Consider the following 21752-nt stretch of genomic DNA (forward strand, 5'->3'; position numbering starts at 1 on the left):
TGCCGGGCATCAGCGTGCCGCCGGCGCGGAACTCGATCTCGAGCTCGTCGCCGGCCAGCTTGTTGGCCAGTTCCACCCAACGGCGATCGACCTCAACGATGGAAATATTGTCGGGCCAGGTCGACGTCATCGTCCAGGTTTGCTGGGCCTCAACATTGGCGCTGGCAGTGGCAAAGCCTACCCCGAGGGCAAGCCCGGTGAGCATGGTGGCGTACTGAGTGTTCATGTTGTTCTCCTCGGAATTGCATTTAAACCCGTTCATGATTTGTTCTTGTCAATGGCCTAATCGGCCTCCAACAGCCTTCTATTCAATTCATGGCGTAGGTTCTCCGCTTCGCTGGAACTCCAGGCACGCAGCCCTTTTCCACTCTCCATGCCGGTATTTCCTTGCTCAATTAACGTTTCGAGAACGGGACTCGGCACAGGATCCCGGCACAAATGGGGGAAAAGTAGCCGGTGGACTTGCCGGGTCAGCGCAAGACCGACCAGGTCGGCATTCTCCATGGGGCCTAGATAAGGCAAACGCTTGCCGAAACCATGCTTGACGACCTCATCGATGGCTTCTGGGGTACACACGCCTTCGGCAACCAGGTGCAGCGCTTCCCGCCACATGGCATGCTGAAGCCGGTTACCAATAAAACCCGGAACCTCGTGAAAGACTTTGACGGGCTTCTTCCCCATGGCCAGAAGAAGATCGAAAGCCGCTTCAAATACGTCCTCGCGGGAACACTCCGTTTTTATGACCTCCACCAGCGGAATGAGGTGAGGCGGGTTCCACCAGTGCATCCCGACCAGCCTGGCGCGGGCCGCATCGGGCAGTCTCTCGCCTATTCGGGTTATGGGTATGACGGAGGTATTGCTCGCGAGGATGGCATCGGAAGGCGATACTCTTGCCAAGTCGCCGAACAACTCCTGCTTCAACTCGAGTATTTCAGGTACAGCCTCGATGACGAGGCTCGATGACGAGGCGGCGCGCGCCAGATCGGCGCAGACCTCCAGGTTCGCCATTACCGGGCCGGCATCCACACCCATTTGCTCGAGATTCTCGCGAATACGGCGCGGGGCCGTTTCCAATACCTCCGGGCGGGAATCGTGCAGCACGACGGCATGGCCGCTCTGGGCAAAGGCCTGAGCGATTCCGTGCCCCATGAGGCCGGCGCCGACGACGCAAACCGGTATTGTTGTAGCCATGGCGGGTTCCTACCTTCGGGCTGAGAAGCCGTATTGCCTGGGGCTACTCTACAAAGGTATTCTGGGCGAGCGGAAGGTCGAAAGCGGTCTACATGAGGTCTTTTTCGGACACTCCTGTCGAGGCTCAGCATGCCCAGCTTTCCATCCAACTTACTGAATCAGAAGATTTATGCACCGTACAAGATCGTCGCCCTGGTGGGAGCGGTGGCAGAGCAGGGCATCTCGGCCGACGAGGTGCTGAAGGGCCTGGGCCTGAGCCAGGAGACCCTCACGGACCCCGCCACGCTGGTCTCGATAAAGCAGTACATCGACGCCTGCACGAACGTGATCGAAGCGGGAGCCAGCCTGTCGACCCCGTTTGCAACGGCCGCCAGGCTGCACTTGACCGCCTACGGCATGTACGGTTACGCCCTGCTCACGAGCCCCACCATAAGGGACTATTTCAATTTCGGCGTGAAGTACCACCCCCTGGCCACGCCGACAATGCACATGACCTGGCGTGAGTCGGAAGAAGCTGCCATTTTCGAGTTCCGGGAGGCCTACTCCTACATCACCAGCGTCAAGACACGCAACTTCCTGATACAACAACAAGTGGCGCAGAACATCATTCATATTCGCGATGCGGTGGGCCCCAGCTTGACGCCGATGAGGGCGCTGCTTTCCTACCCCGGCAACGAGGTAGCGGAGATCCATGAGAAATACCTGGGGTGCGCTTGCCACTTCGACCAGGAAACCAGCGAAATCCACTACCCCAAGGAAATCCTCGAGCAAGCCCCTCTGCTAGGCAACCAGCTCTCCATCAAGCTGCTCCAGGAGACCTGCAATCAACTTCTCGGCCAGACCAAGATGTCCTCAGGGGTCACGGGCGAGGTCTATCAGATCTTGATGATGTCGCCGACCCGCTTTCCCAGCATGGAGGCCGTCGCCAACCTGCTCTGCATCACCACTCGCACCTTGAGAAGAAAGCTGGATGCCGAAGGAACGAGCTACCGGGACATCCTGGATGATGCCCGCTGCACGTTGGCTGCCGAATACCTGCAGGCAACGAGAATGAGCACCGAGGATATCGCGGCGAGGCTGGGGTTCAGTGACAGCGCGAACTTCAGGCGAGCCTTCAAGCGCTGGACAGGCAAGTCCCCCCATGCGTTTCGAAGAGGCTCTTCAGCTTGAGCCGTTCGCTGGAGGCGCTCGGCAGCAGGCAATCCATGCAGGGCCTATGGCGGCCGCCACGAGGATCGCGTATCGAGATGCCGCCAAGGCCGCGCAGCGGCTGATCGGCGCAGCGCATCTTCGCCTGAGCCGCCCGCTTGTGGGACGATGCCCCTTTTCCCAGGAAGGCCCGGCCATGCTCGAATTCCGCCAGGTGCACAAGACCTACGCCACGCCCCAGGGGCCGCTGGCGGTGCTCGCAGGGGTGGACCTGCAGCTGGGTAGCGGCGAGAGCCTGGCGCTGATGGGCGAGTCCGGCAGCGGCAAGTCGACCCTGCTGCACCTGGCGGCGGGTCTCGACCTGCCGGACGCCGGCGAGGTGCGGCTCGCCGGGCACTCGATCGCCGCCCTGGACGAAGCGGGCCGCGCCCGCCTGCGACGTGACACCCTGGGGCTGGTGTTCCAGCAGTTCCACCTGGTGCCGAGCCTCAACGTGAGCGACAACCTGCGCCTGCAGGCGCGGCTGGCCAAGCGCGAAACACCGGAGTGGTCGGCGCACCTGAGTGAACGCCTGGGCCTCGCCGGCCTCGAGCGGCGCTACCCGGAGCAGCTCTCGGGCGGCCAGCAGCAGCGCCTGGCCATCGGTCGCGCGCTGGCGCCGCGGCCCGCCCTGCTGCTCGCCGACGAGCCCACCGGCAACCTCGACGAGACCACCGCCGGCGAGGTGCTCGAGCTGCTGCTCGCGCTGGTGCGCGAGGCCGGCAGCGCGCTGCTGATGGTGACCCACAGCCCCCAGGTGGCGGCGCCGCTCGATCGCTGCCTGCGCCTGACCCACGGTCGGCTCGGCCCCGCCGCCGGCCCGGAAGCGCGCCGATGCTGACCGCGCTGGCAACGCTCTTGTCCCACTACAGGCGCCATCCCGGCCAGCTCGCCATGCTGCTGCTGGGGCTGTGGGTGGCCGGTGCGCTGTGGAGCGGGGTGCAGGCGATCAACGCCTCGGCACGCGACAGCTATTCCCGAGCCGAGGCGCTGTTCACCACCGGGCTCGACCGCCTGGAGCGCCGCGACGGCGAACCGCTGACCCGTGACGACTACCTGCGCCTGCGCCGCGCCGGCCTGCCCGTCTCGCCGTTGCTGGAGGGCTCGCTGGAGGGGCTCGACGGTACCCAACTGACGGTGATCGGCATCGATCCCCTGACCCTGCCCGGCGACAACGCCTTCGCCGCCGCCTCCCGCCAGGGGGAGCTGACCGCCTTTCTCACCCCGCCGTGGCAGACCCGCGTCGCCCCGGACACCCTGCCCAGCCTGGGCGTGAACGCGCGCCAGGCCCACGGCGCCGAGCCGCGCCTGGCCGAAGGCCGGCTGCCGCCGCTGATGCCGTCGCCCACGCTGCCTCCCGGCACCCTGGTGATGGATATCGCCGCGGCGGCGCGCCTGCTCGACAGCGGCGAGCGCATCACCCGCCTGGTCAGCGCCCCCGGCATGCTCGAACGCGCCCCCGAGGGGCTGGTCCTGACTCGCGCGGCCACGCTGGTCTCGCCCGGCCAGCTCACCGAGAGCTTCCATCTCAACCTCACCGCCATGGCGCTGCTGGCCCTGGTGGTGGGGCTGTTCATCGTCCAGGCGGCGCTGGGCCTGGCCCTGGAGCAGCGCCTGGGCATGCTGCGCACGCTGCGCGCCCTCGGCGTGTCGGGGCGCGGCCTGGTCGGCCTGCTGGCGCTGGAACTGGCGCTGCTGGGGCTCGTCGGCGCCGTGGCCGGCATCGTCAGTGGGGTGTGGCTGGCCAGCCTGCTGCTGCCCGACGTGGCCGCCACCCTGGGCAGCCTGTACGGCGCCGAGGTGGCGGTTACCCTCAACCTGCCCTGGCACTACTGGCTCGGTGGTCTCGCCGTGACCCTGGGCGGGCTGCTGCTGGCCGGCAGCGGCGTGCTGTGGCGGGCGGCCCGCTTGAGCGTGCTGGGGCTGGGCCAGGCCCAGGCCTGGCGCAGCGGTTTTCTGCGCCAGCTGCGCGGCATGGCCCTGGCGGGCGGCGGCGTCACGGCGCTCGGGCTCGTGCTCTGGGCGTGGCTCTCGCGCCAGCCCCCCGGCGAAGGGCTGGTCGCCGGCTTCGGCCTGATCGCCGCGCTGCTGTTGGCCAGCGCCCTGTGGCTGCCGCCGTTGCTGGCCCTGGCGCTGGCCGGGCTCGGCCGGCTGGTGCGGCGCCATCCGCTGGCGCAGTGGGCCCTGGCCGACCTGCAGCTGCAGCTGCCCAGGCTGGCGCTCGCCATGATGGCGCTGCTCATCGCGCTCGCCGCCAACCTGGGCGTGAGCAGCATGGTCGGCGGCTTTCGCCTCACCTTCCTCGACTGGCTCGACCAGCGCCTGGTGGCGGACTACTACCTGCGCCCGGCCCCCGAGCAGTTCGACACGGTGCAGGCCTGGCTGGCCGAGCGCCCCGAGGTCGCCGAGCTGCTGCCGACCCGCCATGCCGAGGCCACGCTGGTGGAGATCGACGGTCCCGACGGATTGCGTGCGCCGCATCTGCCGGTCGGCCTCTACGGCATTACCCCCGGCGAGTCGCTGATCCCGAGCTGGCCGCTGCTCGCGACCCGGGCCGGCCGCGACGCCGCCTGGCAGGCGTTCGCCGCGGGCGAGGCCGCCTTCGTCAACGAGCAGCTCGCCATCGACCAGCGACTCGAACCGGGCGACCGACTGACGCTGACGGCCCCGGCTGGGCAGGAGACGCTGACGGTGGCGGCCGTCTATCCCGACTACGGCAACCCCCGCGGCGAGGTGCTGTTGGCCACGCCGCGGCTGGCCGAGCGTTTCGCCGCCGCGCCCAGCTCGATCGGCCTGGTGCTCGCCGCGGAAGCGGATGAGGCCGCATTGCGTGACGCGCTGCGCCGACGCTTTGCGCTCGGCGGCGACGCCCTGGTCGACCAGCGCGAGGTGAAGCGCATGTCCGTCGAGATCTTCGAGCGCACCTTCACCATCACCCGGGCGCTCTCCGCGCTGACCCTGGGCGTGGCGGCCCTGGCGCTGTTGGCGAGCCTGCTGGCCCAGGCCCGGGAGCGCCGACGCCAGCTCGCCCCGCTGTGGGCGCTGGGGGTACCGCGTGCCCGGCTGGTCACGATTCAGCTGGCACAGTTGGGCGGCATGGCGCTTAGCGTCGGCGCCCTGGCGCTGCCGCTGGGCGCGCTGCTGGCGCTGGGGCTGGTGGCGGTGATCAACGTCGCCGCCTTCGGCTGGCGGCTGCCGCTGCACGTGTTCCCCGGCGACCTGGCCGTGACCCTGGCCACCGCGATGGGCGTGGCCCTGGCGGCGGCCGCCCTGCCGGCGACCAGGCTGTGGCGCACGCCGCCCCGCGCCCTGCTGGCCGAGGAGAGTGGCACATGAGGCCTTGGTTCGTTGCCGCGCTGCTGCTGCTGACGCTGGCCGGTTGCGGCGAGCGAACGGCGCCAGAAGACCCCGCCGGCTTCGCCGGGCTGGGCGAAGCGGCCGGCGACTTCGCCCAGGCCCGCCGGGGCAACGCCCTGCGCTTCCCCGAGGATCACGCCGCCCACCCGGACTATCGCATCGAGTGGTGGTATCTCACCGCCAACCTCGCGGACGCGCGCGGCGAGCCGCTGGGCCTGCAGTGGACCCTGTTCCGCCAGGCGCTCACCCCGCCGGACGAGCGCCCCGCCCCCACCCCCTGGGCCGCCGACCAGCTGTGGATGGCCCACATGGCGGTCTCCCGGGGCGACACCCACCGCGTGGCCGAACGCTTCGCCCGCTCTCATTCGGCCGAGACAGGGGGGCAAGCGGGTACGCGCGCCGAGCCGTTTCGCGCCTGGGTCGACCACTGGCAGCTGGCCAGCCGGGTCGACGCGTCAGACGAGGCGAACACGGACGACACCTTCGCCGCGCTGCAACTGACGGCACACCAGGACGACGAGCACGGCGGCTTCGGCTATGACCTGACGCTCACCGCCGAGGGGCCGCTGGTGGCGCATGGCGCCGCCGGCTTCAGCCAGAAGGCCGCCGACGGCCAGGGTTCGATGTACTACAGTCAGCCATTCTGGCGCATCGAAGGCGAGGTGACGCTGGATGGCGAGACGCGCGAGGTGAGCGGGCGCGGCTGGCTCGACCGCGAGTGGAGCAGCCAACTGCTCGACGAGCGCCAGCAGGGCTGGGACTGGTTCTCGCTGCACCTGGAAGACGGCCACCGGCTGATGGCCTTCCAGCTGCGCGGCGGCGGCCCCGACGGCGGCGACTACCGCTCGGGTACCTGGATCTCGCCGGCGGGCGAGCCCACCGCACTGGGCCCCGACGAGATCGGCCTGACGCCGCTCGCCTCCCGCGAGGTCGAGGGCCGCGAGGTCCCGACCCGCTGGCGCCTGGAGGTCCCCCGCGCCGGTGTCGAGCTGATCGTCGAGGCGCCCCACGCCGAGCGCTGGATGGACACCAGCGTGCCCTACTGGGAGGGCGAGGTGATCGCCCGCGACGCCGACAGCGGCCAAGATAGGGACAGGCGAAGGGGCGTAGGCTACCTGGAAATGACCGGCTACTGACGCAGCACGAGGAGAGCCCATGAACCTGCTGGACGCCATGACCGCCTATGTGCGCGTCGCCGAGCTCGGCAGCTACACCCGCGCGGCCGAGGCCCTGGACCTGTCGCGCACGCGGGTCTCGCGGCTGATCATGGAGCTCGAGAGCCACCTGGGCGTGCGCCTGCTGCAGCGCACGACGCGGCGCCTGCATCTCACCGAGGCCGGCGAAAGCTACCTGGCTCGCGCCCAGGGCATCCTCCAGGCGCTGGAAGAGGCCGAAGCCGAGCTCGGCGCCGGCAGCACCGAGGTGTGCGGACGCCTGCGGGTCAACGGCCCGATGTCCTTTGGCACGCGCTTCCTCTCGCCGCTGATCGCGCGCTTCATGGTCGAACACCCTGCGCTGCAAGTGCGCCTCGACCTCAACGACCGGCGCGTGGACCTGCTGGAGGAGGGCTACGACCTGGCGATCCGCATCGGGGAGCTGCCGGATTCCAGCCTGGTGGCGCGCCGCCTGGCGCGCTGCCGCCTGCTGCTGTGCGCCTCGCCCGAGTACCTGGCGCGCTTCGGCGAACCGCGCACGCTGGCGGAGCTGACCGAGCATCGCTGCCTGCGCTACCGCACGGCCAGCGGCAGCGAGTGGCAGTTCGGCGGCCAGCGCCTGACGGTTCAGGGCCCGCTGGAGAGCAACAACGGCGACGTGCTGACCCAGGCCGCCGAGGCCGGGCTGGGCATCGCCCACCAGCCCAGCTTCCTGATCAACGAGAGCATCAGGAGCGGACGCCTGGTGCCGCTGCTGGTCGACGAGGCCAGCGTGACCATCGGCATTCATGGCGTCTACCCGGCGCGGCGCCACCTGCCGGCCAAGGTCGAGCGGCTGCTCGATTTCCTGGCCGAGGCCTGGGGCGACCCGCCCGCGTGGGAGCGGGAGCTGGGATTGTCGCCTATTTCGCAATAATGTTGTTCGCAGGCTGATGATTATCTCGAACGAGAGACGACATAGAGTGACATCAACCCTGACACAACACGGAGTCTCTCCCATGCAAGCCACGCAATCCCACCCCACGCCGTCTCAGACCCTGCCGCTCAGCAGCCCTCGCGAGCAGAGCCTCCAGGCCCATGCCACCGCCCTGCTGCGCGTGTCGCTCGGCGTCATGGCCCTGGCTCACGGCCTGCTCAAGGTGTTCGTCTTCAGCGTGCCCGGCACCGTCGGCTATTTCGAATCGATCGGCCTGCCCGGCTTCGTCGCCTACCTGACCATCCTGGCCGAGGTCGGCGGCGGCCTGGCCCTGCTGTTGGGCGTCTATACCCGCTGGGTCAGCCTGGCGCTGATTCCGGTACTGCTCGGCGCCGCCTGGGTGCATGCCGGCAACGGCTGGGTCTTCTCCAACCCGGGCGGCGGCTGGGAGTACCCGGTGTTCTGGGCCGTGACACTGCTGGTGCAGGCCGGCCTCGGCAGCGGTAGCCTGGTCCTCAACCGCCGCTTCGCCTGACCTTTGTGCCTGATCTGGTCCACTGCCTGGTGCCGCCCCGCGGCGCCAGGCTTCGAGGAGCTTTGCCAAGGAGCTATGCCATGTTGCCCAGCCTGTTCATTTCCCACGGCTCGCCCATGCTCGCCCTCACCCCGGGGCCGGCGCACGACTTCCTGCGTGAGCTCGGCAGCGGCCTTTCACCCAAGGCCATCGTGGTGGTCTCGGCCCACTGGGCCAGCGAGCGGCTGCTGGTGAGCACCAGCGCGCGGCCCGAGACCATCCACGACTTCGGCGGCTTTCCGCGCGAGCTGTTCGAATGCCAGTACCCGGCACCGGGCGACCCCGAGCTGGCCCTGCAGCTGGCTCGCCGGCTCAATGCGGTGCCGGTGGAGCGCGGCCTGGACCACGGTGCCTGGGTGCCGCTGTCGCTGATGTTCCCCGCGGCCGAGGTGCCGGTGGTGTCACTGTCGCTGCCGGTGACCTGGTCGAACCAGGCGCTGGTCGAGTTGGGCGCAACACTGGCAGTGTTGAGGTCAGAAAACGTGCTGATCGTCGGCTCGGGCAGCTTGACACACAACCTCGCCGAGATGCAGGCAGAAGGCACGCCGATGCCGGCCTGGGTCGGCGAATTCAGCGATTGGATACATGAGAAGCTGACGGGCGGCGAGCGCGACGCGCTGCTGGCGTGGGAAACCGCGCCCCAGGCACGACGCAACCACCCCACGCCGGAGCACTTCCAGCCGCTGCTGGTGGCGCTGGGCGCGGGCGGCGAAGCCAGCCGGCTGCACCACAGCGTGGAGCACGGCGTGCTGGCGATGGACGTCTACGCCTTCGCCTGAAGGCGGCCCGGAATCGGATCAATCCCCCAGCGCCGCCAGGCGGTCGGCCTGGACCACCTCGATCCAGTAGCCGTCCACGTCCTTGACGAACACCACGTCCTTCATCTTGCCCTGGTCCGCGCGCTTGACGAAGGTGACGCCGTTGGCCTCGAACCACGCCTCGGCGGCCTCGAGGTCCGGCACCGAGAAGCAGATGTGGCCAAATCCCTGGGGCTGGGCATTGCCATCGTGGTAGGCGAAGTCGTCCTGGTTCTCGGTACCCCAGTTGTGGGTCAGCTCGAGCAGGCCCGTCTGGCGGAAGGTCCACACCGTGCGCTCGCCTTTTTCTTCGGGTATCTGCTCGTTTTCGTCCAGCTTGGCCAGGAAATAGAGCGAGAACCCCATCTCTTCGAAATCGAGCCGGCGCATGACCTGCATGCCGAACACCCGCGTGTAGAAGGCCAGCGCCTTCTCCGGGTCCTTGACCCGCAGCATGGTGTGGTTGAGGCGAAAGCCCTGCGAATCCGCCGTCGGGGTCCTCACGCCAGGATGCTGCTCTCCCTTGAAGCTCATTGACTGCTCCTTGGCCGTCGTATACCACACCGATGATGCGGCTCGCTTCGACGATTTTCCAGTGACAATCGGCTGCCATGCTCCCCTGGTCCGCGCTAAAGTAGGGAAGTATCGTTCCTGGGAATACGCCGATGCCGACCTCGTCACTCCCCGCGGCAGCACGTCCGATACGCTGTGCCACCGAGCGTCTCCTGCAGCTGGTGGCCTGCCTGCTGGCGCTGGCCCTGCTGGCCGGCTGCGCCAGCCGCGACCTCGCCACCCACGACCCGCGGCCCGGCTCGGATACCCTCTCCATCGAGCGCGCCCTGATTCTCGCCACCGCCCAGGAGGCGCTGGGCACGCCCTATCGCCTCGGCGGCAACACGCCGCAGGGGCTCGACTGCTCGGGGCTGGTGGAGTTGGCCTACCGTTCGGCGGGCATCCGGGTGCCGCGCACCGCCGACGAGCAGTTCCGCCGCCTGCCTGCGGTCGAGCGCGCCCAGCCCGGCGACCTGCTCTTCTTCGGCGACCGGCGCAAGGCCACCCACGTGGGCATCTACCGTGGCGACGGCCAGATGATTCACGCCCCGGGCAGCGGACGCAAGGTCACCAGCGTGCCGCTGGACGTGGCCTACTGGGAGGAGAGGTTTCTGGGTGCCGCCGCTCCCGCCCCCTGACGCGGCTTCGATGGGGAGCTAACATGGTGGTCCTCCCAACCCATGCGGTGATGCGATGCGACTCGACCTTTCCCTCTACCTGGTCACCGACCCCGAACTCTGCGCCCGCCACGGCCTGGTGGAAACCGTGGTCGCCGCGGTGCGCGGCGGCGTGACCGTCGTCCAGCTGCGCGACAAGCAGGCCTCCGACGGCGAGATGATCGACCAGGCGCGGCGCCTCAGGGCGGCGCTGGCCGGCAGCGGTGTGCCGCTGATCATCAACGATCGCCTGACGGTGGCGGTGGAGAGCGGTGCCGACGGCCTGCACCTCGGCCAGGACGACGGCGACGTGGCCGCGGCTCGGGCCGCCCTGGGGGAAGACGCGATTCTCGGCCTCTCGGTGCAGAACCACGGCCAGCTCGCCCGCCTCGATCCGGCCGCCCTGGACTACCTCGGCCTCGGCCCGGTGTTCGCCACCTCGACCAAGCAGGACCACGCCACGCCGCTCGGCTTCGATGGCCTGGCAGCGTTGGTGGCGGCCAGCCCCCTGCCGGCGGTGGCCATCGGCGGGCTCAGGGCCGAGCACGCCCGCCAGGTGCGCGCGGCCGGGGCGCAGGGGCCGGCGGTGGTGTCGGCGATCTGCGGCCAGCCGGACCCGCAGGCCGCCGCCCGGGCGTTCTTCGCCGGTTGAGGTGTGCTGCAGCAGCGCCAGTGTGACGGGAAAAGCGGGGGTATGGGTGGCGCCCGGCAGGCGCCGGCGCCTCAGGAGCTGCGTCGCTCCTGCTCGCGGGTGTAGCGCTGCATGATGTCCAGGGTCTCCTGGCTGACGTGGTGCTCCATGCCCTCGGCATCGATGCGTGCGGTACGATCGCTGACACCTAGGGCACGCAGGAACTGCAGCACGATGGCATGTCGCTGGTGCGACATGGCCGCCATCGCCTCCCCCTTCTCGGTCAGGAACAGCGAGCGGTAGGGCTTGCTGGACACCAACCCCAGCGCCTTGAGCCGGGTCACCGTCTTCGACACCGTGGCCTGGCTGACCCCCATGCGCGCGGCGATATCCGTCGAGCGCGCCTCGCCCTGATGCTTGAGCAGATGGGCGATCAGCTCGACGTAGTCCTCGAGTAGCTCGGTTTCATGGGCATTGCGCACGGCGACGTACTGCTGCGCATGCTGGTCGCTGGGCGGCAGTGCATCCGCCTTGCACAGGCGATCAGGCGTCACATCGTTCGAGGAGTCGGTCATCGCGCCAATATAGCCAATGTCCCGATAGGGCAGCAACAGTGACCCGATAGAGATTTCCTACTACCCTACAAGTTAACCTTGGCTAAAATATTAGCTGTACACTTAGAATATCACTGTAACGAAACAACCTTCGTTCAACGGCCCTGTCGTCAGAGGAGAGTGACCCGATGCCGCTACCCAAGGGATGGATGCTGCTCAGCGCCCTCACGCTGGCCCTGCCGACCACCGCCCTCGCCGAGGAGCCGCCGCTACGGGTGGCAACCACCTTTTCGGTGGTGGGGGACCTGGTCCGCGAAGTGGCCGGCGACGATGCCCAGGTCGACGTGCTGACCCCGGTCGGCGCGGAGGTGCACGAATGGGAGCTGGTGCCGAGCAACTTCATCGTGCTCGAGCGGGCCGACGTGGTGTTCTACAACGGCTACGGCCTCGAGCAGTGGATCGGCCAGGTCGAGGCCACGGTGGGAGACGAGGTGCCCCTGGTCGCCCTGGCCGAGGAGAGCGGCTACGCCACCCAGCCTATCGCCACCGGCGACTTCGCCGGCGAGCCCGACCCGCACATGTGGATGGACCCGCGTGCCGCTGCCGAGTTCGCCCGGGTGATCGCCGACAGCCTCGCCGAGGCCCGGCCGGACGCCGCCGAGGACTTCCAGGCCCGCGCCGAGGCGCTGAGCGAATCGCTGCACGACCTGCACGACGAGCTCACCGAGAGCCTCGCCGACCTTCCCGAGGAGCGGCGCCTGCTCATCACCAGCGAGGCCGCCTTCCTCTACTTCGCCGACGCCTTCGGCTTCGAGCACGACGGCATCTGGGGCAACAACGCCGAGCAGGAGGGCTCGCCGCAGCAAGTCATGCGCATCGTCGACAAGATCGAGGAGCGACAGCCGGCCGCCATCTTCTGGGAGAGCACCATTTCCGATCGCCACGTGCGCAGCGTCGCCAGCGAGGCCCAGGTGGAGATCGCCGGCCCGCTCTACGTCGATTCCCTCAGCGAACAGGACGGCGAGGCACCCGACTACGCCGGCATGCTGCGCCACAACGTCGGGCTGCTGCTCGAAGCCCTGGGAGGCGAACATGACTGACCCCGTTCCGGCCCTGCAGGCGCACCGGCTGAGCGCGGCCTACCACCAGCAGCCCGTGCTCGAGGAGATCACGCTGTCGCTGCCCCAGGGGCAGTGGACGGCCATCGTCGGCCCCAACGGCGCCGGCAAGTCGAGCCTGCTCAACCTGGTGATCGGCAGCCTCGCCCCGCTGCGCGGCGACCTGCGAATTCTCGGCCAGAGCCCGGCCGCCCAGCGCAGGGCCGGCAATATCGCCTACATGGCCCAGCAGGAGCACATGGAGTGGGACTTCCCCATCTCGGTTCGCGACACGGTACTGACCGGCCGCTACGGCCTGATGCGCCATGACCCGCTGTGGCAGCGCCTGGTGCCGCGGCGCTGGGCCAATCCCAGCCACCGCCAGGCCGTGGAGGCGGCCCTGGAGGCCGTCGACATGGCCGATTACGCCGCCCGCCCCATCGGCGAGCTTTCCGGCGGCCAGAAGAAACGCGTGATGCTGGCGCGCGCCCTGGCGCAGCAAGCCAGGATCCTGCTGCTCGACGAGCCGCTGGCGGGGGTGGACCCACCCAGCGAGAAGCTGATCCTCGCCACCCTCGAGCGCGAACGCCGCGCCGGGCGCACCATCATCATGGTGACCCACGACATGCCGAGCGCGCGCGTCCATGCCGACAACGTGCTGCTGATCAACCGCACGCTGGTCGGCATGGGTGCCCCCGACGAGATGCTCAGCGACGCCATGCTGGCGCGCCTGGCGGTGGGGGCACCCGAGCCGGCGCGGGGGGGTGCCCGTGTCGCAGCTTGAGCCGTTCGCCCTGGGCGTGATCGACGCCCTGACGGCGCTGCTGATGATGGCGGTCGACCTGCTGCCGGAGCACCTCGCCGCGCCCTTCGAATACCGCTTCATGCAGCGCGCCCTGCTCACCTCGGTGCTGGTGGGGGCGATCTGCGGGCTGCTCTCCTGCTACGTGGTGCTCAAGCGCTGGTCGCTGCTGGGCGACGCCATCTCCCATGCGGTGCTGCCCGGCGTGGCCATCGCCTACCTGCTGGGCTGGCCGTTCTTCATCGGCGCCTTCGTCACCGGCGCGCTGACCTCGCTGGGCATCGGCGCCATTGAACGCCACACCCGCATCAAGTCGGATGCGGCCATGGGGCTGATGTTCACCGCCGCCTTCGCGCTGGGCATCGTGATCATCAGCAAGATCGCCACCAGCACCCACCTGCTGCATATCCTGTTCGGCAACGTGCTGGGGGTGAAGACCTCGGCGCTGGTGCTGACCCTGCTGGCCAGCGTGGTGACGCTGCTGGCGATCTGGCTGGCCTACCGCCCGCTGCTGCTCTACACCTTCGACCCGCAGCAGGCCCAGGCGCTGGGCTTCAATACTGGCCTCATCCATTACGGGCTGATCCTGCTGCTGACGCTGACCATCGTCGCCAGCCTGGAAACCGTGGGCATCATCCTGGTGGTGGCGATGCTGATCACCCCCGGCGCCACGGCCCACCTGCTCACCGACCGCTTCACCTCGATGCTGGCCATTTCGGTCGCCGTCGGCGTGACCTCCGCCGTGGTGGGGCTGGTGCTCTCGGTGTCGCTGGATGTCGCCTCGGGCGGCGCCATCGTGCTGGTGGCCTCGGGGCTGTTCCTCGTCGCCCTGCTGGCGGCGCCCAAGCATGGTCTGGTGGCCCGACACTGGCGGCGCTGGCGGCTCAATCGCGCCCAGGCATGACGGGGCTGACGACGCCTGGCCGAGTGCCGGCGGTGTGCTGCCAGGCTAGGACGTCGGACGGCGCTTCAGGGTCGTCCGCCGATCGTGATAGGCGATCGCCAGGCCGCTGCCGACGATCAGCGCGCTGCCGACGAATACCCAGACATCGGGCATCTCGCCCCAGAACCACCAGCCCAGCAGTACCGCCCACAGCATGGCGGTGTAGTCGAAGGGGGCGGCAATGGCCGCCGGGGCGAAGCGAAAGGCCAGGGTGATGCAGGCCGTGGCCCCGACTCCGATGATCCCTGCGCCGAGGAAACCGAGCCAGTGCCAGGGCTGGGGGGTCTGCCAGACCCACGGCAGCGCGACGGCGGTCAGCACCATCGGCACCAGCGTCATGTAGAAGACCATGGCCCAGAGATGCTCGCGGGCACCATAGCGTCGCGCGGTGATCATCATCAGCGCATAGAAGACGGCTGCCGCCAGCAGCGCAAGCGCCCCCGGGTGAAAGGCATCGCCACCGGGTCGCACCACCACCAGCACCCCCACGAAGCCCAGCAGGGACGCCGCCAGCACCGGAGGGTCGATTTTCTCCCCCAGCAGCGGCACCGAGAGCAGGGTGACGAACAGCGGGGCGACGAAGGCGATCGCCGTGGCCTCGGCCAGCGGCAGCAGCGTCAGGCCGAGCACGAAGAAGAACATGGTGCCGGTGTAGATCAGGCCGCGAACCAGGTGTACCCCGGGGCGGCGGGTACGCAGCTTGGTCAGCCCCCCACCGAAGTGGGCAAGCAACGCGATCAGCGGCAGCGAGACCAGGGTGCGAAAGAAGATGATCTGCAGCGGCGAGTGCACCTCGCCCAGCCACTTGGCGATGGCATCGCCGATGGCGAGGCACAGCACCCCGGCGCACATGAACAGAATGCCCTTCAATGATGGCGACATGATGCCCCCTCGGCTCCACCCTGGCTGGCAAAAAACCACCCCGCCGACCGAGAGGGCGGCGGGGCTTGATGATTAACAACCTAATGGCTGGGGCAGGCTTCGGCAAGCACGGCGCCCCAAAATGGCGCATCCAACCATGGGCAGGTCGAGGTCGGGATATAGGCAGGTGCAGCTTCCACTCAAAAAAGTTATGTTATAACGTATATGTCTATTTTTCGACGACGCTAGGAAGATCCTGCAATGGTGCGACCCCCTCGTTCCCTTCTCCTTGCCCTGGCCCTGCTGCCCCTGTCAGCCGCCGCCGACCGGCCGCTCTCGGTGGTCGCCCCCTGGGAGATCACCGGTGCCGATCCCTCGACTGCCGGCTATGTCTACGCCCGCATGCGGGTCGCCGAGACCCTGGTCGACACCGATGCCGACGGCCAGCCCGCACCGGGGCTGGCGGGCTCCTGGCAGCCCGGCGACGATGGCCTGACCTGGCGCTTCGCCCTGCGCGACGACGTCACCTTCCACGATGGCAGCCCGCTGACGGCACAAGCCGCGGCCACGAGCCTGCAACATGCCCAGGCCAAACCGGGCATGCTCGATTCGGCGCCCATCGCCGCCATCGAGGCCGAGGGCGACGAGGTGGTGATCCGGCTCGACAGCCCCTTCGCGCCGCTGCCGGCGCTGCTGGCCCACTCTTCCACCCTGGTCCTCGCCCCGGGCGCCTTCGACGACGAGGGGCGTGTCACCAAGGTGATCGGTACCGGGCCCTACCGGGTGAAGAGCGTGGCTCCCCCGCAGCGGCTCGAGGTGGAGCGTTTCGACGACTACTGGGGCGAGGCGCCCGCCATCGACAGCGCCAGCTACCTGGCGGTGGGCCGCGGCGAGACCCGCGCGCTGATGGCCGAGAGTGGCGATGCCGACGTGGTCTTCACCCTCGAACCGGCCAGCCGCGCGCGGCTGGCACGAGACGATCGCCTGACGCTGCATGCCGAGCCGCTGCCGCGCACCATCGTGCTCAAGGTCAATGCCGAACACCCACTCCTCGAGGACGAGCGCGCCCGCCAGGCGCTGAGCCTGGCCATCGATCGCGGTGGCATCGCCGCCGGCCTGCTGCGCAATCCCGAAGCCGCCGCGGCCGAGCTGTTCCCCGCCAGCCTGGGCCCCTGGCACCTGGGCCTCGACGCCGGCGAGGCGCAGGACCTGGAGCGCGCCCGCGAGCTGCTCGCCGAGCTGGGCTGGCAGGCCAACGGCAGTGGCGTGCTCGAGCGCAACGGCGAGCCTTTCGAGCTGACCCTGCGCACCTTCTCCGACCGCCCCGAGCTGCCGCTGGTGGCCACCGCCCTGCAGGATCAGTGGCGCGAGATCGGCGTGGCGCTGGAAGTCGCCGTGGGCAACGCCAGCGAGATCCCCTCCGGCCACCGCGACGGCAGCCTGGAGCTGGGCCTGATGGCGCGCAATTACGGCCTGGTACCCGACCCGCTCGGCACCCTGCTCGACGACTTCGGCACCGATCCCGAAGCGATGGGCGGCGACTGGGGGGCCATGGGCTGGCGCGATGACGATCTGGCGTCCTGGCTCGACACCCTGCGTCAGGAAGCCGACAGCGCAGCCCGCGGCGAACTGGCGGGCCGGGTGGCACACCGCCTGAACGAAGCCATGCCGGTCGTGCCCGTGGCCTGGTACCAGCAGACCGCCGCGGTCGACGCCGAGCTGGAGGGCTTCTCCATCGATCCGCTGGAGCGCAGCTATCGCATCGACGAGCTGAGGTGGGGCGAATGAGCGTAGCGCTGGCCTCACGGGCGACTCCCCGCTGGACGGCAGGCCTGGGCGGCCTGCTGCTGCAGCGTCTATTCCAGGCCGGGCTGGTGGCGTGGATGGTCGGCACCCTGACCTTCGTGCTGACCCGCTCGCTGCCCGGCGACATGGCCTACCGCATCGCCGCCGGGCGCTACGGGCATGACATGGTCAACACCAGCGCCGCCGAGGCGGTGCGCACCGAGCTGGCGCTGGACCAGCCGGCGCTGGGCGCCTACTTCGGCTGGCTGTGGGACCTGGTGCAGTTCGACCTGGGTCGCTCGCTGGTCAGCGGCGAGCCGGTGATGGCCGAGCTGTGGCATCAGCTCGGCCACTCGCTGGGCCTGGCGGCGATGGCCGTGCTGCTCTCGCTGCTGCTGGGCCCACCACTGGGGCTGATCGCCGGGCTCAAGCCCAACGGCTGGCTGGATCGCGTGAGCGAAGTGGCGGCCAGCGTGCTGCGCGCCCTGCCGCCCTTCGCCGTGGGCCTGCTGCTGATCCTGATCTTCTCGGTGAGCCTGGGCTGGCTGCCGGCCGCCGGTCACGGCCGCGGCGCCCACGGCGTGCTCCCGGCACTGACCCTGGCGCTGGCATTGGCCGCCATCTCGAGCCGGGTGGCGCGCAACGCCATGGCCGACGTGTCGCAGTCGGCCTACTACGCCTTCTCGCGCACCAAGGGGTTGAACGAGCGCCTCAGCTTCCTGCGCCACGGCCTGCGCAACGCCGCGGTGCCGGTGGTCGCCTACCTAGGCGTGCAGTTCGTCTACCTGATCGAGGGCGTGATGGTGGTCGAGACCCTGTTCGCCTGGCCCGGCATCGGCCACGCCCTGGTGCACGCCATCGTCGCCCGCGACGTGCCGATGATCCAGGGTACCGCCCTGGTGATGGGGCTGATGTTCGTCGCGCTCAATACCGTGGTGGACCTGCTCTGCCACTGGCTCGATCCCAGGAGGCGCATATGACCACCCTGACGCTTCACGCCACGCGCCGCTGGTTGCCGGCGCTCAGCCCACGCCAGGGCCTGGGCGCCGTGCTGCTGGCCCTGCTGCTCGCCTTCGCCTGGCTGGTGCCCTGGCTGTTCGACGCCGACCCGGCGCGCCAGCAGATGACGCGCATCCTGCAGCTGCCGTCGCTGGCCGAGCCGCTGGGCACCGACCACCTGGGGCGCAGCCTGCTGGCTCGGCTGGCGGCCGCCGTACAGCTCTCGTTCGGCATGGCGCTGCTCAGCGTGGCCAGCGCCGCGATACCGGGCGTGATTCTCGGCGTGATGGCCGGCTGGCGCGGCGGCTGGCTCGACCGCGTGCTGGGCAGCCTGGCCGACGCCTGCCTGGCGCTGCCCGGCCTGCTGCTGGTGCTGCTGCTGGTGGCCATCGCCCCGGGCAATTTCTGGGCGCTCTACGTCGGTATCTCGCTGGTGCTGTGGATCGAGTACTTTCGCGTGGTTCGGGCACGCACTCGCATCCTGGTCGCCTCGCCGCAGCTCGAGGCGAGCCGCCTGCTCGGCTTCGGTCCGCTCGCCCTGTTCCGCCGTCACCTGTGGCCCGAGCTCGCCCCCCAGGTGCTGACCCTGGCCGCCTTCGGCGCCGCCAGCGCGATACTCGCCATGGCCGCACTGGGCTTCGTCAGCGTCGGCCTGCGCCCGCCCACCGCCGAGCTGGGGCTGATGATGATCGAGCTGCTGCCCTACTACCACGAGGCGCCCTGGGCCATGGCCCAGCCGATCCTGGTGCTGTTCGTGCTGGTACTGAGCCTCAACCTGCTGGCGGGGAGGGATCCACGATGAGTGTCTACTTGCTACAAGCCGAGGACCTGTCGATCCAGGGCGAGGGCGTCACCATCGCCCCCTTCTCCTGCGCGCTCGAAGCCGGCGGGCGCCTGACCCTGCTCGGCGAAACCGGCTCGGGCAAGAGCCTGATCGCCCAGGCGATCATGGGCTCGCTGCCGCGGGGGCTTGTCGCCCGCGGGCGGCTCCTCATCGATGGCGAGAGGTTCGCTGCCGCCGACGGCAGGTCGCGCCGCGCCCTGTGGGGCCGGCGCCTGGCGCTGCTGCCCCAGGAGCCCTGGCATGCGCTGGACCCGACCATGCGCGCCGTGGCCCAGGTCGCCGAGAGCCACCGCCACGTGGCCGGGCGCGACCGGCGCGCCGCTCACCGTGCCGCCTGGGCCGACCTGACCGAGCTGGGCCTGGCCACAGCGGGCAGCAAGCTGCCCGGCGAACTCTCCGGCGGCATGGCCCAGCGCGTGGCCTTCGCCGCCGCCAGTGCCGGCGGCGCTCCCATCGTCATCGCCGACGAACCCACCAAGGGGCTCGACGCGCCGCGCCGCGACGCGGTGGTCGAGCTGCTGGCGCGTACGCCCGAGCGCGGCGGGGCCCTGGTCACCATTACCCACGACATCGACGTGGCCCGCCGCCTCGGCGGCGAAGTGGTCATCCTGCGCCAGGGCCGGGTGGTCGAGCGCGGCCCGGCCCGGCAAGTGCTCACTCACCCACAGAGCGAGTACGGCCAGCGCCTGCTGGAGGCCGAACCCGGCCGCTGGCCGCGCCCGGCACCGCTGGGTGAGCGACAGGCGGCGGTCGTGAGCGCCCGTGGTCTGGCCAAGGCGCGCGGCGGACGCGAGCTGTTCCGCGATCTCTCGCTGGCGGTCAGCCCCGGCGAGATCGTCGGCGTGGTCGGCCCCTCCGGCTGCGGCAAGAGCACCCTGGGCGACATGCTGCTCGGCATGACCCCGGCCGACAACGGCGACATCCATCGAGCCGTCGACCACCGCTTCGGCTTTCAGAAGCTCTACCAGGACCCGCCGGCGGCCTTCTCGCCTCACTGGCGGCTCTCGCGCCTGCTCGACGACCTGGTGCGCCGTCACCGCCTCGATCGTGCCGCCATCGGTCCGCTGATGGCGCGACTGGGGCTCGACGACCATTTGCTGGCGCGGCGCCCCGGCGAAATCTCGGGCGGCGAGCTGCAGCGCTTCGCCATCCTGCGCGTGCTGCTGCTCGAGCCGTGCTTCCTGTTCGCCGATGAGCCCACGTCGCGGCTCGACCCCATCACCCAGCGCCAGACGCTCGAACTGCTGGTGGAGCTGGCCCGCGAGCGGCGTTGCGGGGTGATGCTGGTAAGCCATGATCCGGCACTCATCGAACGCATCTGCGACAGGCGGATCGCACTCGGTGACGGGCGCCTGCGCGAAGTGGAACCGGAACTCGACCCGGCGCTGGCCTGAGCGATCCGTGGAACGACATCGCCCCGCATGGGCGGGGCGATGTCGAAACGGAACGGAAGGTAGGCGTCAGTAGTGCGCCACCACCATGCAGTCCATGCCCTGGGCGCGCAGGCTGTCGCAGGCGGAATGGGCATCGCTCTCCTGCAAGTCGACCAGGCGGGCGCGGAAGACCCGCCGTTCCCCCTCCGATTCCGCCACCGAGACGCGCACCTCGTTCAGCAGGCTGGCCAACTGGTCGGCGGCGCGGGTCGCCAGGCTACGGGCCTGGTCGGCGTCGTTGAAGGCACCGACCTGCACGGCCCAGTTGCCGCCGTCGGAAGCGGCGCGCGGCGAATCGGCCCGGGCGATCAGGGCGCGAATCGGATCGTCGGCGGAGCCCATCTCGATCTCCATCTCCGACTGGAAGGAGAGCCGGCGCTCCGTGTCGGTGCTGGCCACCGTGTCGCTCGCCTCCGGTGCGGCCGCCAACTGCTGGGCCGAGGCGGGGGGACTCTCCGGCAGCTCCATGCGGTCGCCCAGCACGTCGGCCCGGGCGATCCAGTCGCCGCGCTGCAGCATGGAGAGCCGGGCGAAGCCGCGATCGAGCAGGTCGGCCATGTGGGTATCGCGCGAGGCGGCGGTAAAGCCCCCCATCACCACCGAGACGATGCGGCGGTCGTTGCGGATCGCCGAGGTCGCCACGTTGAAACCCGAAGCGCGGATGAAACCGGTCTTGAGGCCATCGGCGCCGGCGTAATTGCGCAGCAGCCGGTTGTGGCTGGTGTGGGTGGTGCCGCGGTAGGCGAAGCTCTGGGTCGAGAAGTAGTGGTAGTACTGCGGGAAATCCTGCATCACGCGAATCGACAGGGTGGCCATGTCGCGCGCCGTGGTCACCTGGGCGTTGTCCGGCAGGCCCGAGGCGTTGCGGAACATGGTGTCGGCCATGCCGAGCTCGTTGGCCCGCTGGGTCATCATGCTCGCGAAGTTCGACTCCGTGCCGCCCAGCGCCTCGGCCACCACCACGGCCACGTCGTTGGCGGAACGAACCACCAGCGCCTGGATGGCCTCCTCCACCGTAATGCTGCTGCCCGCCGAGAGCCACAGCTTGGAAGCCGGCATCGAGGCAGCATGGGACGAGACCGGCAGCGGCTGGTCGATACTCACACTGCCGTTCTCGAGGGCCTCGAACAACAGGTAAAGCGTCATGATCTTGGTCAGCGAGGCGGGATAACGGGAGGCGTCCGCATTGGCGGCATGCAGCACGTCGCCGCTCTCCACGTCGATCACGATGGCCGCATAGCGGGGGTTGGCCTGCGCCGTGCCAATGGTCAAGAACTGTATGCAAAGCAAGAAAAAGATGGCCACACCGAGGTAGTGTCGGTTGTAGGAGCGCATGACGAAGACCTCTGGTTCCCTTGTGATTCCCTGTAGCCCGATTCTTGAGCGGACCTAGATCCAGTATGGCCGCTAACGGAGCG

The 21752-nt window shown here is 69.3% G+C and carries 21 protein-coding genes and 1 pseudogene; 16 read left to right on the top strand and 6 right to left on the bottom strand.

Features of this window, described 5'->3' with window-relative positions:
- Both DIS04_RS13570 and DIS04_RS13575 read right to left on the bottom strand, forming a co-directional pair.
- Nucleotides 1-226 (bottom strand): annotated as a pseudogene (locus DIS04_RS13570) (ABC transporter substrate-binding protein); the annotation flags it as partial.
- A 56-nt stretch (nt 227-282) separates the two neighbouring features.
- Nucleotides 283-1191 (bottom strand): 3-hydroxyacyl-CoA dehydrogenase family protein, encoded by a 909-nt coding sequence (locus tag DIS04_RS13575; RefSeq protein ID WP_111414326.1) that lies wholly within the window; start codon nt 1189-1191, stop codon nt 283-285.
- A 129-nt stretch (nt 1192-1320) separates the two neighbouring features.
- Here DIS04_RS13575 and DIS04_RS13580 point away from each other — a divergent pair, with 129 nt between their 5' ends.
- From DIS04_RS13580 to DIS04_RS13610, 7 genes are all read left to right on the top strand, one after another.
- Nucleotides 1321-2361: an AraC family transcriptional regulator gene (locus DIS04_RS13580; RefSeq protein ID WP_111414327.1), complete on the top strand. Its 1041-nt coding sequence runs from the start codon at nt 1321-1323 to the stop codon at nt 2359-2361.
- A 175-nt stretch (nt 2362-2536) separates the two neighbouring features.
- Nucleotides 2537-3220, top strand: a complete 684-nt coding sequence (locus tag DIS04_RS13585) for an ABC transporter ATP-binding protein (protein ID WP_111414328.1) — start codon at nt 2537-2539, stop codon at nt 3218-3220.
- Complete coding sequence (locus DIS04_RS13590) at nt 3214-5715, top strand: FtsX-like permease family protein (RefSeq protein ID WP_111414329.1); 2502 nt, start codon at nt 3214-3216, stop codon at nt 5713-5715. Before DIS04_RS13585 ends, DIS04_RS13590 begins: the two co-directional genes overlap by 7 nt.
- Nucleotides 5712-6872, top strand: a complete 1161-nt coding sequence (locus DIS04_RS13595; RefSeq protein ID WP_111414330.1) for a lipocalin-like domain-containing protein — start codon at nt 5712-5714, stop codon at nt 6870-6872. Before DIS04_RS13590 ends, DIS04_RS13595 begins: the two co-directional genes overlap by 4 nt.
- Before the next feature lie 19 nt (nt 6873-6891).
- Entirely contained in the window at nt 6892-7806 is a 915-nt protein-coding gene (locus DIS04_RS13600; RefSeq protein ID WP_111414331.1) for a LysR family transcriptional regulator, read from the top strand.
- A gap of 82 nt (nt 7807-7888) precedes the next feature.
- Nucleotides 7889-8341, top strand: coding sequence for a DoxX family membrane protein (locus tag DIS04_RS13605; RefSeq protein WP_111414332.1), 453 nt, complete (start codon nt 7889-7891; stop codon nt 8339-8341).
- An 80-nt stretch (nt 8342-8421) separates the two neighbouring features.
- Nucleotides 8422-9159 (top strand): DODA-type extradiol aromatic ring-opening family dioxygenase, encoded by a 738-nt coding sequence (locus tag DIS04_RS13610; RefSeq protein ID WP_111414333.1) that lies wholly within the window; start codon nt 8422-8424, stop codon nt 9157-9159.
- Between the two features lie 18 nt (nt 9160-9177).
- On the opposite strand, the gene gloA is transcribed toward DIS04_RS13610, so the two are convergent.
- Nucleotides 9178-9711, bottom strand: a complete 534-nt coding sequence (gloA, locus tag DIS04_RS13615; RefSeq protein ID WP_111414334.1) for a lactoylglutathione lyase — start codon at nt 9709-9711, stop codon at nt 9178-9180.
- A gap of 131 nt (nt 9712-9842) precedes the next feature.
- On the opposite strand from gloA, the gene DIS04_RS13620 reads away from it, so the two are divergent.
- Together DIS04_RS13620 and thiE are read left to right on the top strand one after the other, a co-directional pair.
- Nucleotides 9843-10367: a C40 family peptidase gene (locus tag DIS04_RS13620; RefSeq protein WP_111414335.1), complete on the top strand. Its 525-nt coding sequence runs from the start codon at nt 9843-9845 to the stop codon at nt 10365-10367.
- A 55-nt stretch (nt 10368-10422) separates the two neighbouring features.
- Nucleotides 10423-11037 (top strand): thiamine phosphate synthase, encoded by a 615-nt coding sequence (gene thiE, locus DIS04_RS13625; RefSeq protein WP_111414336.1) that lies wholly within the window; start codon nt 10423-10425, stop codon nt 11035-11037.
- A 71-nt stretch (nt 11038-11108) separates the two neighbouring features.
- On the opposite strand, the gene mntR is transcribed toward thiE, so the two are convergent.
- Nucleotides 11109-11591 carry a manganese-binding transcriptional regulator MntR gene (gene mntR / locus DIS04_RS13630; protein ID WP_179951276.1) on the bottom strand — a complete coding sequence of 161 codons (483 nt, stop codon included), beginning with the start codon at nt 11589-11591 and terminating at the stop codon, nt 11109-11111.
- 167 nt (nt 11592-11758) lie between these two features.
- On the opposite strand from mntR, the gene DIS04_RS13635 reads away from it, so the two are divergent.
- The 3 genes from DIS04_RS13635 to DIS04_RS13645 are packed head-to-tail and all read left to right on the top strand — an operon-like array spanning nt 11759 to nt 14373.
- Complete coding sequence (locus tag DIS04_RS13635; RefSeq protein WP_111414338.1) at nt 11759-12670, top strand: metal ABC transporter solute-binding protein, Zn/Mn family; 912 nt, start codon at nt 11759-11761, stop codon at nt 12668-12670.
- Nucleotides 12663-13451: a metal ABC transporter ATP-binding protein gene (locus tag DIS04_RS13640; protein ID WP_111414339.1), complete on the top strand. Its 789-nt coding sequence runs from the start codon at nt 12663-12665 to the stop codon at nt 13449-13451. The genes DIS04_RS13635 and DIS04_RS13640 overlap by 8 nt, the downstream gene beginning before the upstream one ends.
- Before the next feature lie 43 nt (nt 13452-13494).
- Entirely contained in the window at nt 13495-14373 is an 879-nt protein-coding gene (locus tag DIS04_RS13645) for a metal ABC transporter permease (protein WP_111414471.1), read from the top strand.
- Nucleotides 14374-14418: 45 nt separating this feature from the next.
- On the opposite strand, the gene DIS04_RS13650 is transcribed toward DIS04_RS13645, so the two are convergent.
- Complete coding sequence (locus DIS04_RS13650; RefSeq protein WP_111414340.1) at nt 14419-15294, bottom strand: DMT family transporter; 876 nt, start codon at nt 15292-15294, stop codon at nt 14419-14421.
- Between the two features lie 240 nt (nt 15295-15534).
- On the opposite strand from DIS04_RS13650, the gene DIS04_RS13655 reads away from it, so the two are divergent.
- The 4 genes from DIS04_RS13655 to DIS04_RS13670 are packed head-to-tail and all read left to right on the top strand — an operon-like array spanning nt 15535 to nt 20295.
- Nucleotides 15535-17061 (top strand): ABC transporter substrate-binding protein, encoded by a 1527-nt coding sequence (locus tag DIS04_RS13655; RefSeq protein ID WP_111414341.1) that lies wholly within the window; start codon nt 15535-15537, stop codon nt 17059-17061.
- Complete coding sequence (locus DIS04_RS13660; RefSeq protein ID WP_218938166.1) at nt 17058-18038, top strand: ABC transporter permease; 981 nt, start codon at nt 17058-17060, stop codon at nt 18036-18038. Before DIS04_RS13655 ends, DIS04_RS13660 begins: the two co-directional genes overlap by 4 nt.
- Nucleotides 18035-18859, top strand: coding sequence for an ABC transporter permease (locus DIS04_RS13665; protein WP_111414342.1), 825 nt, complete (start codon nt 18035-18037; stop codon nt 18857-18859). Before DIS04_RS13660 ends, DIS04_RS13665 begins: the two co-directional genes overlap by 4 nt.
- Nucleotides 18856-20295 (top strand): ABC transporter ATP-binding protein, encoded by a 1440-nt coding sequence (locus tag DIS04_RS13670; protein ID WP_111414343.1) that lies wholly within the window; start codon nt 18856-18858, stop codon nt 20293-20295. The genes DIS04_RS13665 and DIS04_RS13670 overlap by 4 nt, the downstream gene beginning before the upstream one ends.
- Before the next feature lie 66 nt (nt 20296-20361).
- Here the strand turns inward: DIS04_RS13670 and DIS04_RS13675 are convergent, their stop codons facing one another.
- A complete protein-coding gene (locus tag DIS04_RS13675) occupies nt 20362-21669 on the bottom strand; it encodes a serine hydrolase (RefSeq protein ID WP_111414344.1) in 1308 nt (435 codons plus the stop codon).
- Nucleotides 21670-21752: the final 83 nt, after the last annotated feature.

Origin of the sequence: Billgrantia lactosivorans, assembly GCF_003254665.1 — a bacterium.
GTDB classification, from domain to species: Bacteria; Pseudomonadota; Gammaproteobacteria; order Pseudomonadales; family Halomonadaceae; genus Halomonas; species Halomonas lactosivorans.

Bases quoted from the DNA above. Each gene is read 5' to 3' on its own strand.
- DIS04_RS13575 (WP_111414326.1), bottom strand. From the start codon at position 1,191: ATGGCTACAACAATACCGGTTTGCGTCGTCGGCGCCGGCCTCATGGGG.
- DIS04_RS13580 (WP_111414327.1), top strand. From the start codon at position 1,321: ATGCCCAGCTTTCCATCCAACTTACTGAATCAGAAGATTTATGCACCG.
- DIS04_RS13585 (WP_111414328.1), top strand. From the start codon at position 2,537: ATGCTCGAATTCCGCCAGGTGCACAAGACCTACGCCACGCCCCAGGGG.
- DIS04_RS13590 (WP_111414329.1), top strand. From the start codon at position 3,214: ATGCTGACCGCGCTGGCAACGCTCTTGTCCCACTACAGGCGCCATCCC.
- DIS04_RS13595 (WP_111414330.1), top strand. From the start codon at position 5,712: ATGAGGCCTTGGTTCGTTGCCGCGCTGCTGCTGCTGACGCTGGCCGGT.
- DIS04_RS13600 (WP_111414331.1), top strand. From the start codon at position 6,892: ATGAACCTGCTGGACGCCATGACCGCCTATGTGCGCGTCGCCGAGCTC.
- DIS04_RS13605 (WP_111414332.1), top strand. From the start codon at position 7,889: ATGCAAGCCACGCAATCCCACCCCACGCCGTCTCAGACCCTGCCGCTC.
- DIS04_RS13610 (WP_111414333.1), top strand. From the start codon at position 8,422: ATGTTGCCCAGCCTGTTCATTTCCCACGGCTCGCCCATGCTCGCCCTC.
- gloA (WP_111414334.1), bottom strand. From the start codon at position 9,711: ATGAGCTTCAAGGGAGAGCAGCATCCTGGCGTGAGGACCCCGACGGCG.
- DIS04_RS13620 (WP_111414335.1), top strand. From the start codon at position 9,843: ATGCCGACCTCGTCACTCCCCGCGGCAGCACGTCCGATACGCTGTGCC.
- thiE (WP_111414336.1), top strand. From the start codon at position 10,423: ATGCGACTCGACCTTTCCCTCTACCTGGTCACCGACCCCGAACTCTGC.
- mntR (WP_179951276.1), bottom strand. From the start codon at position 11,591: ATGACCGACTCCTCGAACGATGTGACGCCTGATCGCCTGTGCAAGGCG.
- DIS04_RS13635 (WP_111414338.1), top strand. From the start codon at position 11,759: ATGCCGCTACCCAAGGGATGGATGCTGCTCAGCGCCCTCACGCTGGCC.
- DIS04_RS13640 (WP_111414339.1), top strand. From the start codon at position 12,663: ATGACTGACCCCGTTCCGGCCCTGCAGGCGCACCGGCTGAGCGCGGCC.
- DIS04_RS13645 (WP_111414471.1), top strand. From the start codon at position 13,495: ATGATGGCGGTCGACCTGCTGCCGGAGCACCTCGCCGCGCCCTTCGAA.
- DIS04_RS13650 (WP_111414340.1), bottom strand. From the start codon at position 15,294: ATGTCGCCATCATTGAAGGGCATTCTGTTCATGTGCGCCGGGGTGCTG.
- DIS04_RS13655 (WP_111414341.1), top strand. From the start codon at position 15,535: ATGGTGCGACCCCCTCGTTCCCTTCTCCTTGCCCTGGCCCTGCTGCCC.
- DIS04_RS13660 (WP_218938166.1), top strand. From the start codon at position 17,058: ATGAGCGTAGCGCTGGCCTCACGGGCGACTCCCCGCTGGACGGCAGGC.
- DIS04_RS13665 (WP_111414342.1), top strand. From the start codon at position 18,035: ATGACCACCCTGACGCTTCACGCCACGCGCCGCTGGTTGCCGGCGCTC.
- DIS04_RS13670 (WP_111414343.1), top strand. From the start codon at position 18,856: ATGAGTGTCTACTTGCTACAAGCCGAGGACCTGTCGATCCAGGGCGAG.
- DIS04_RS13675 (WP_111414344.1), bottom strand. From the start codon at position 21,669: ATGCGCTCCTACAACCGACACTACCTCGGTGTGGCCATCTTTTTCTTG.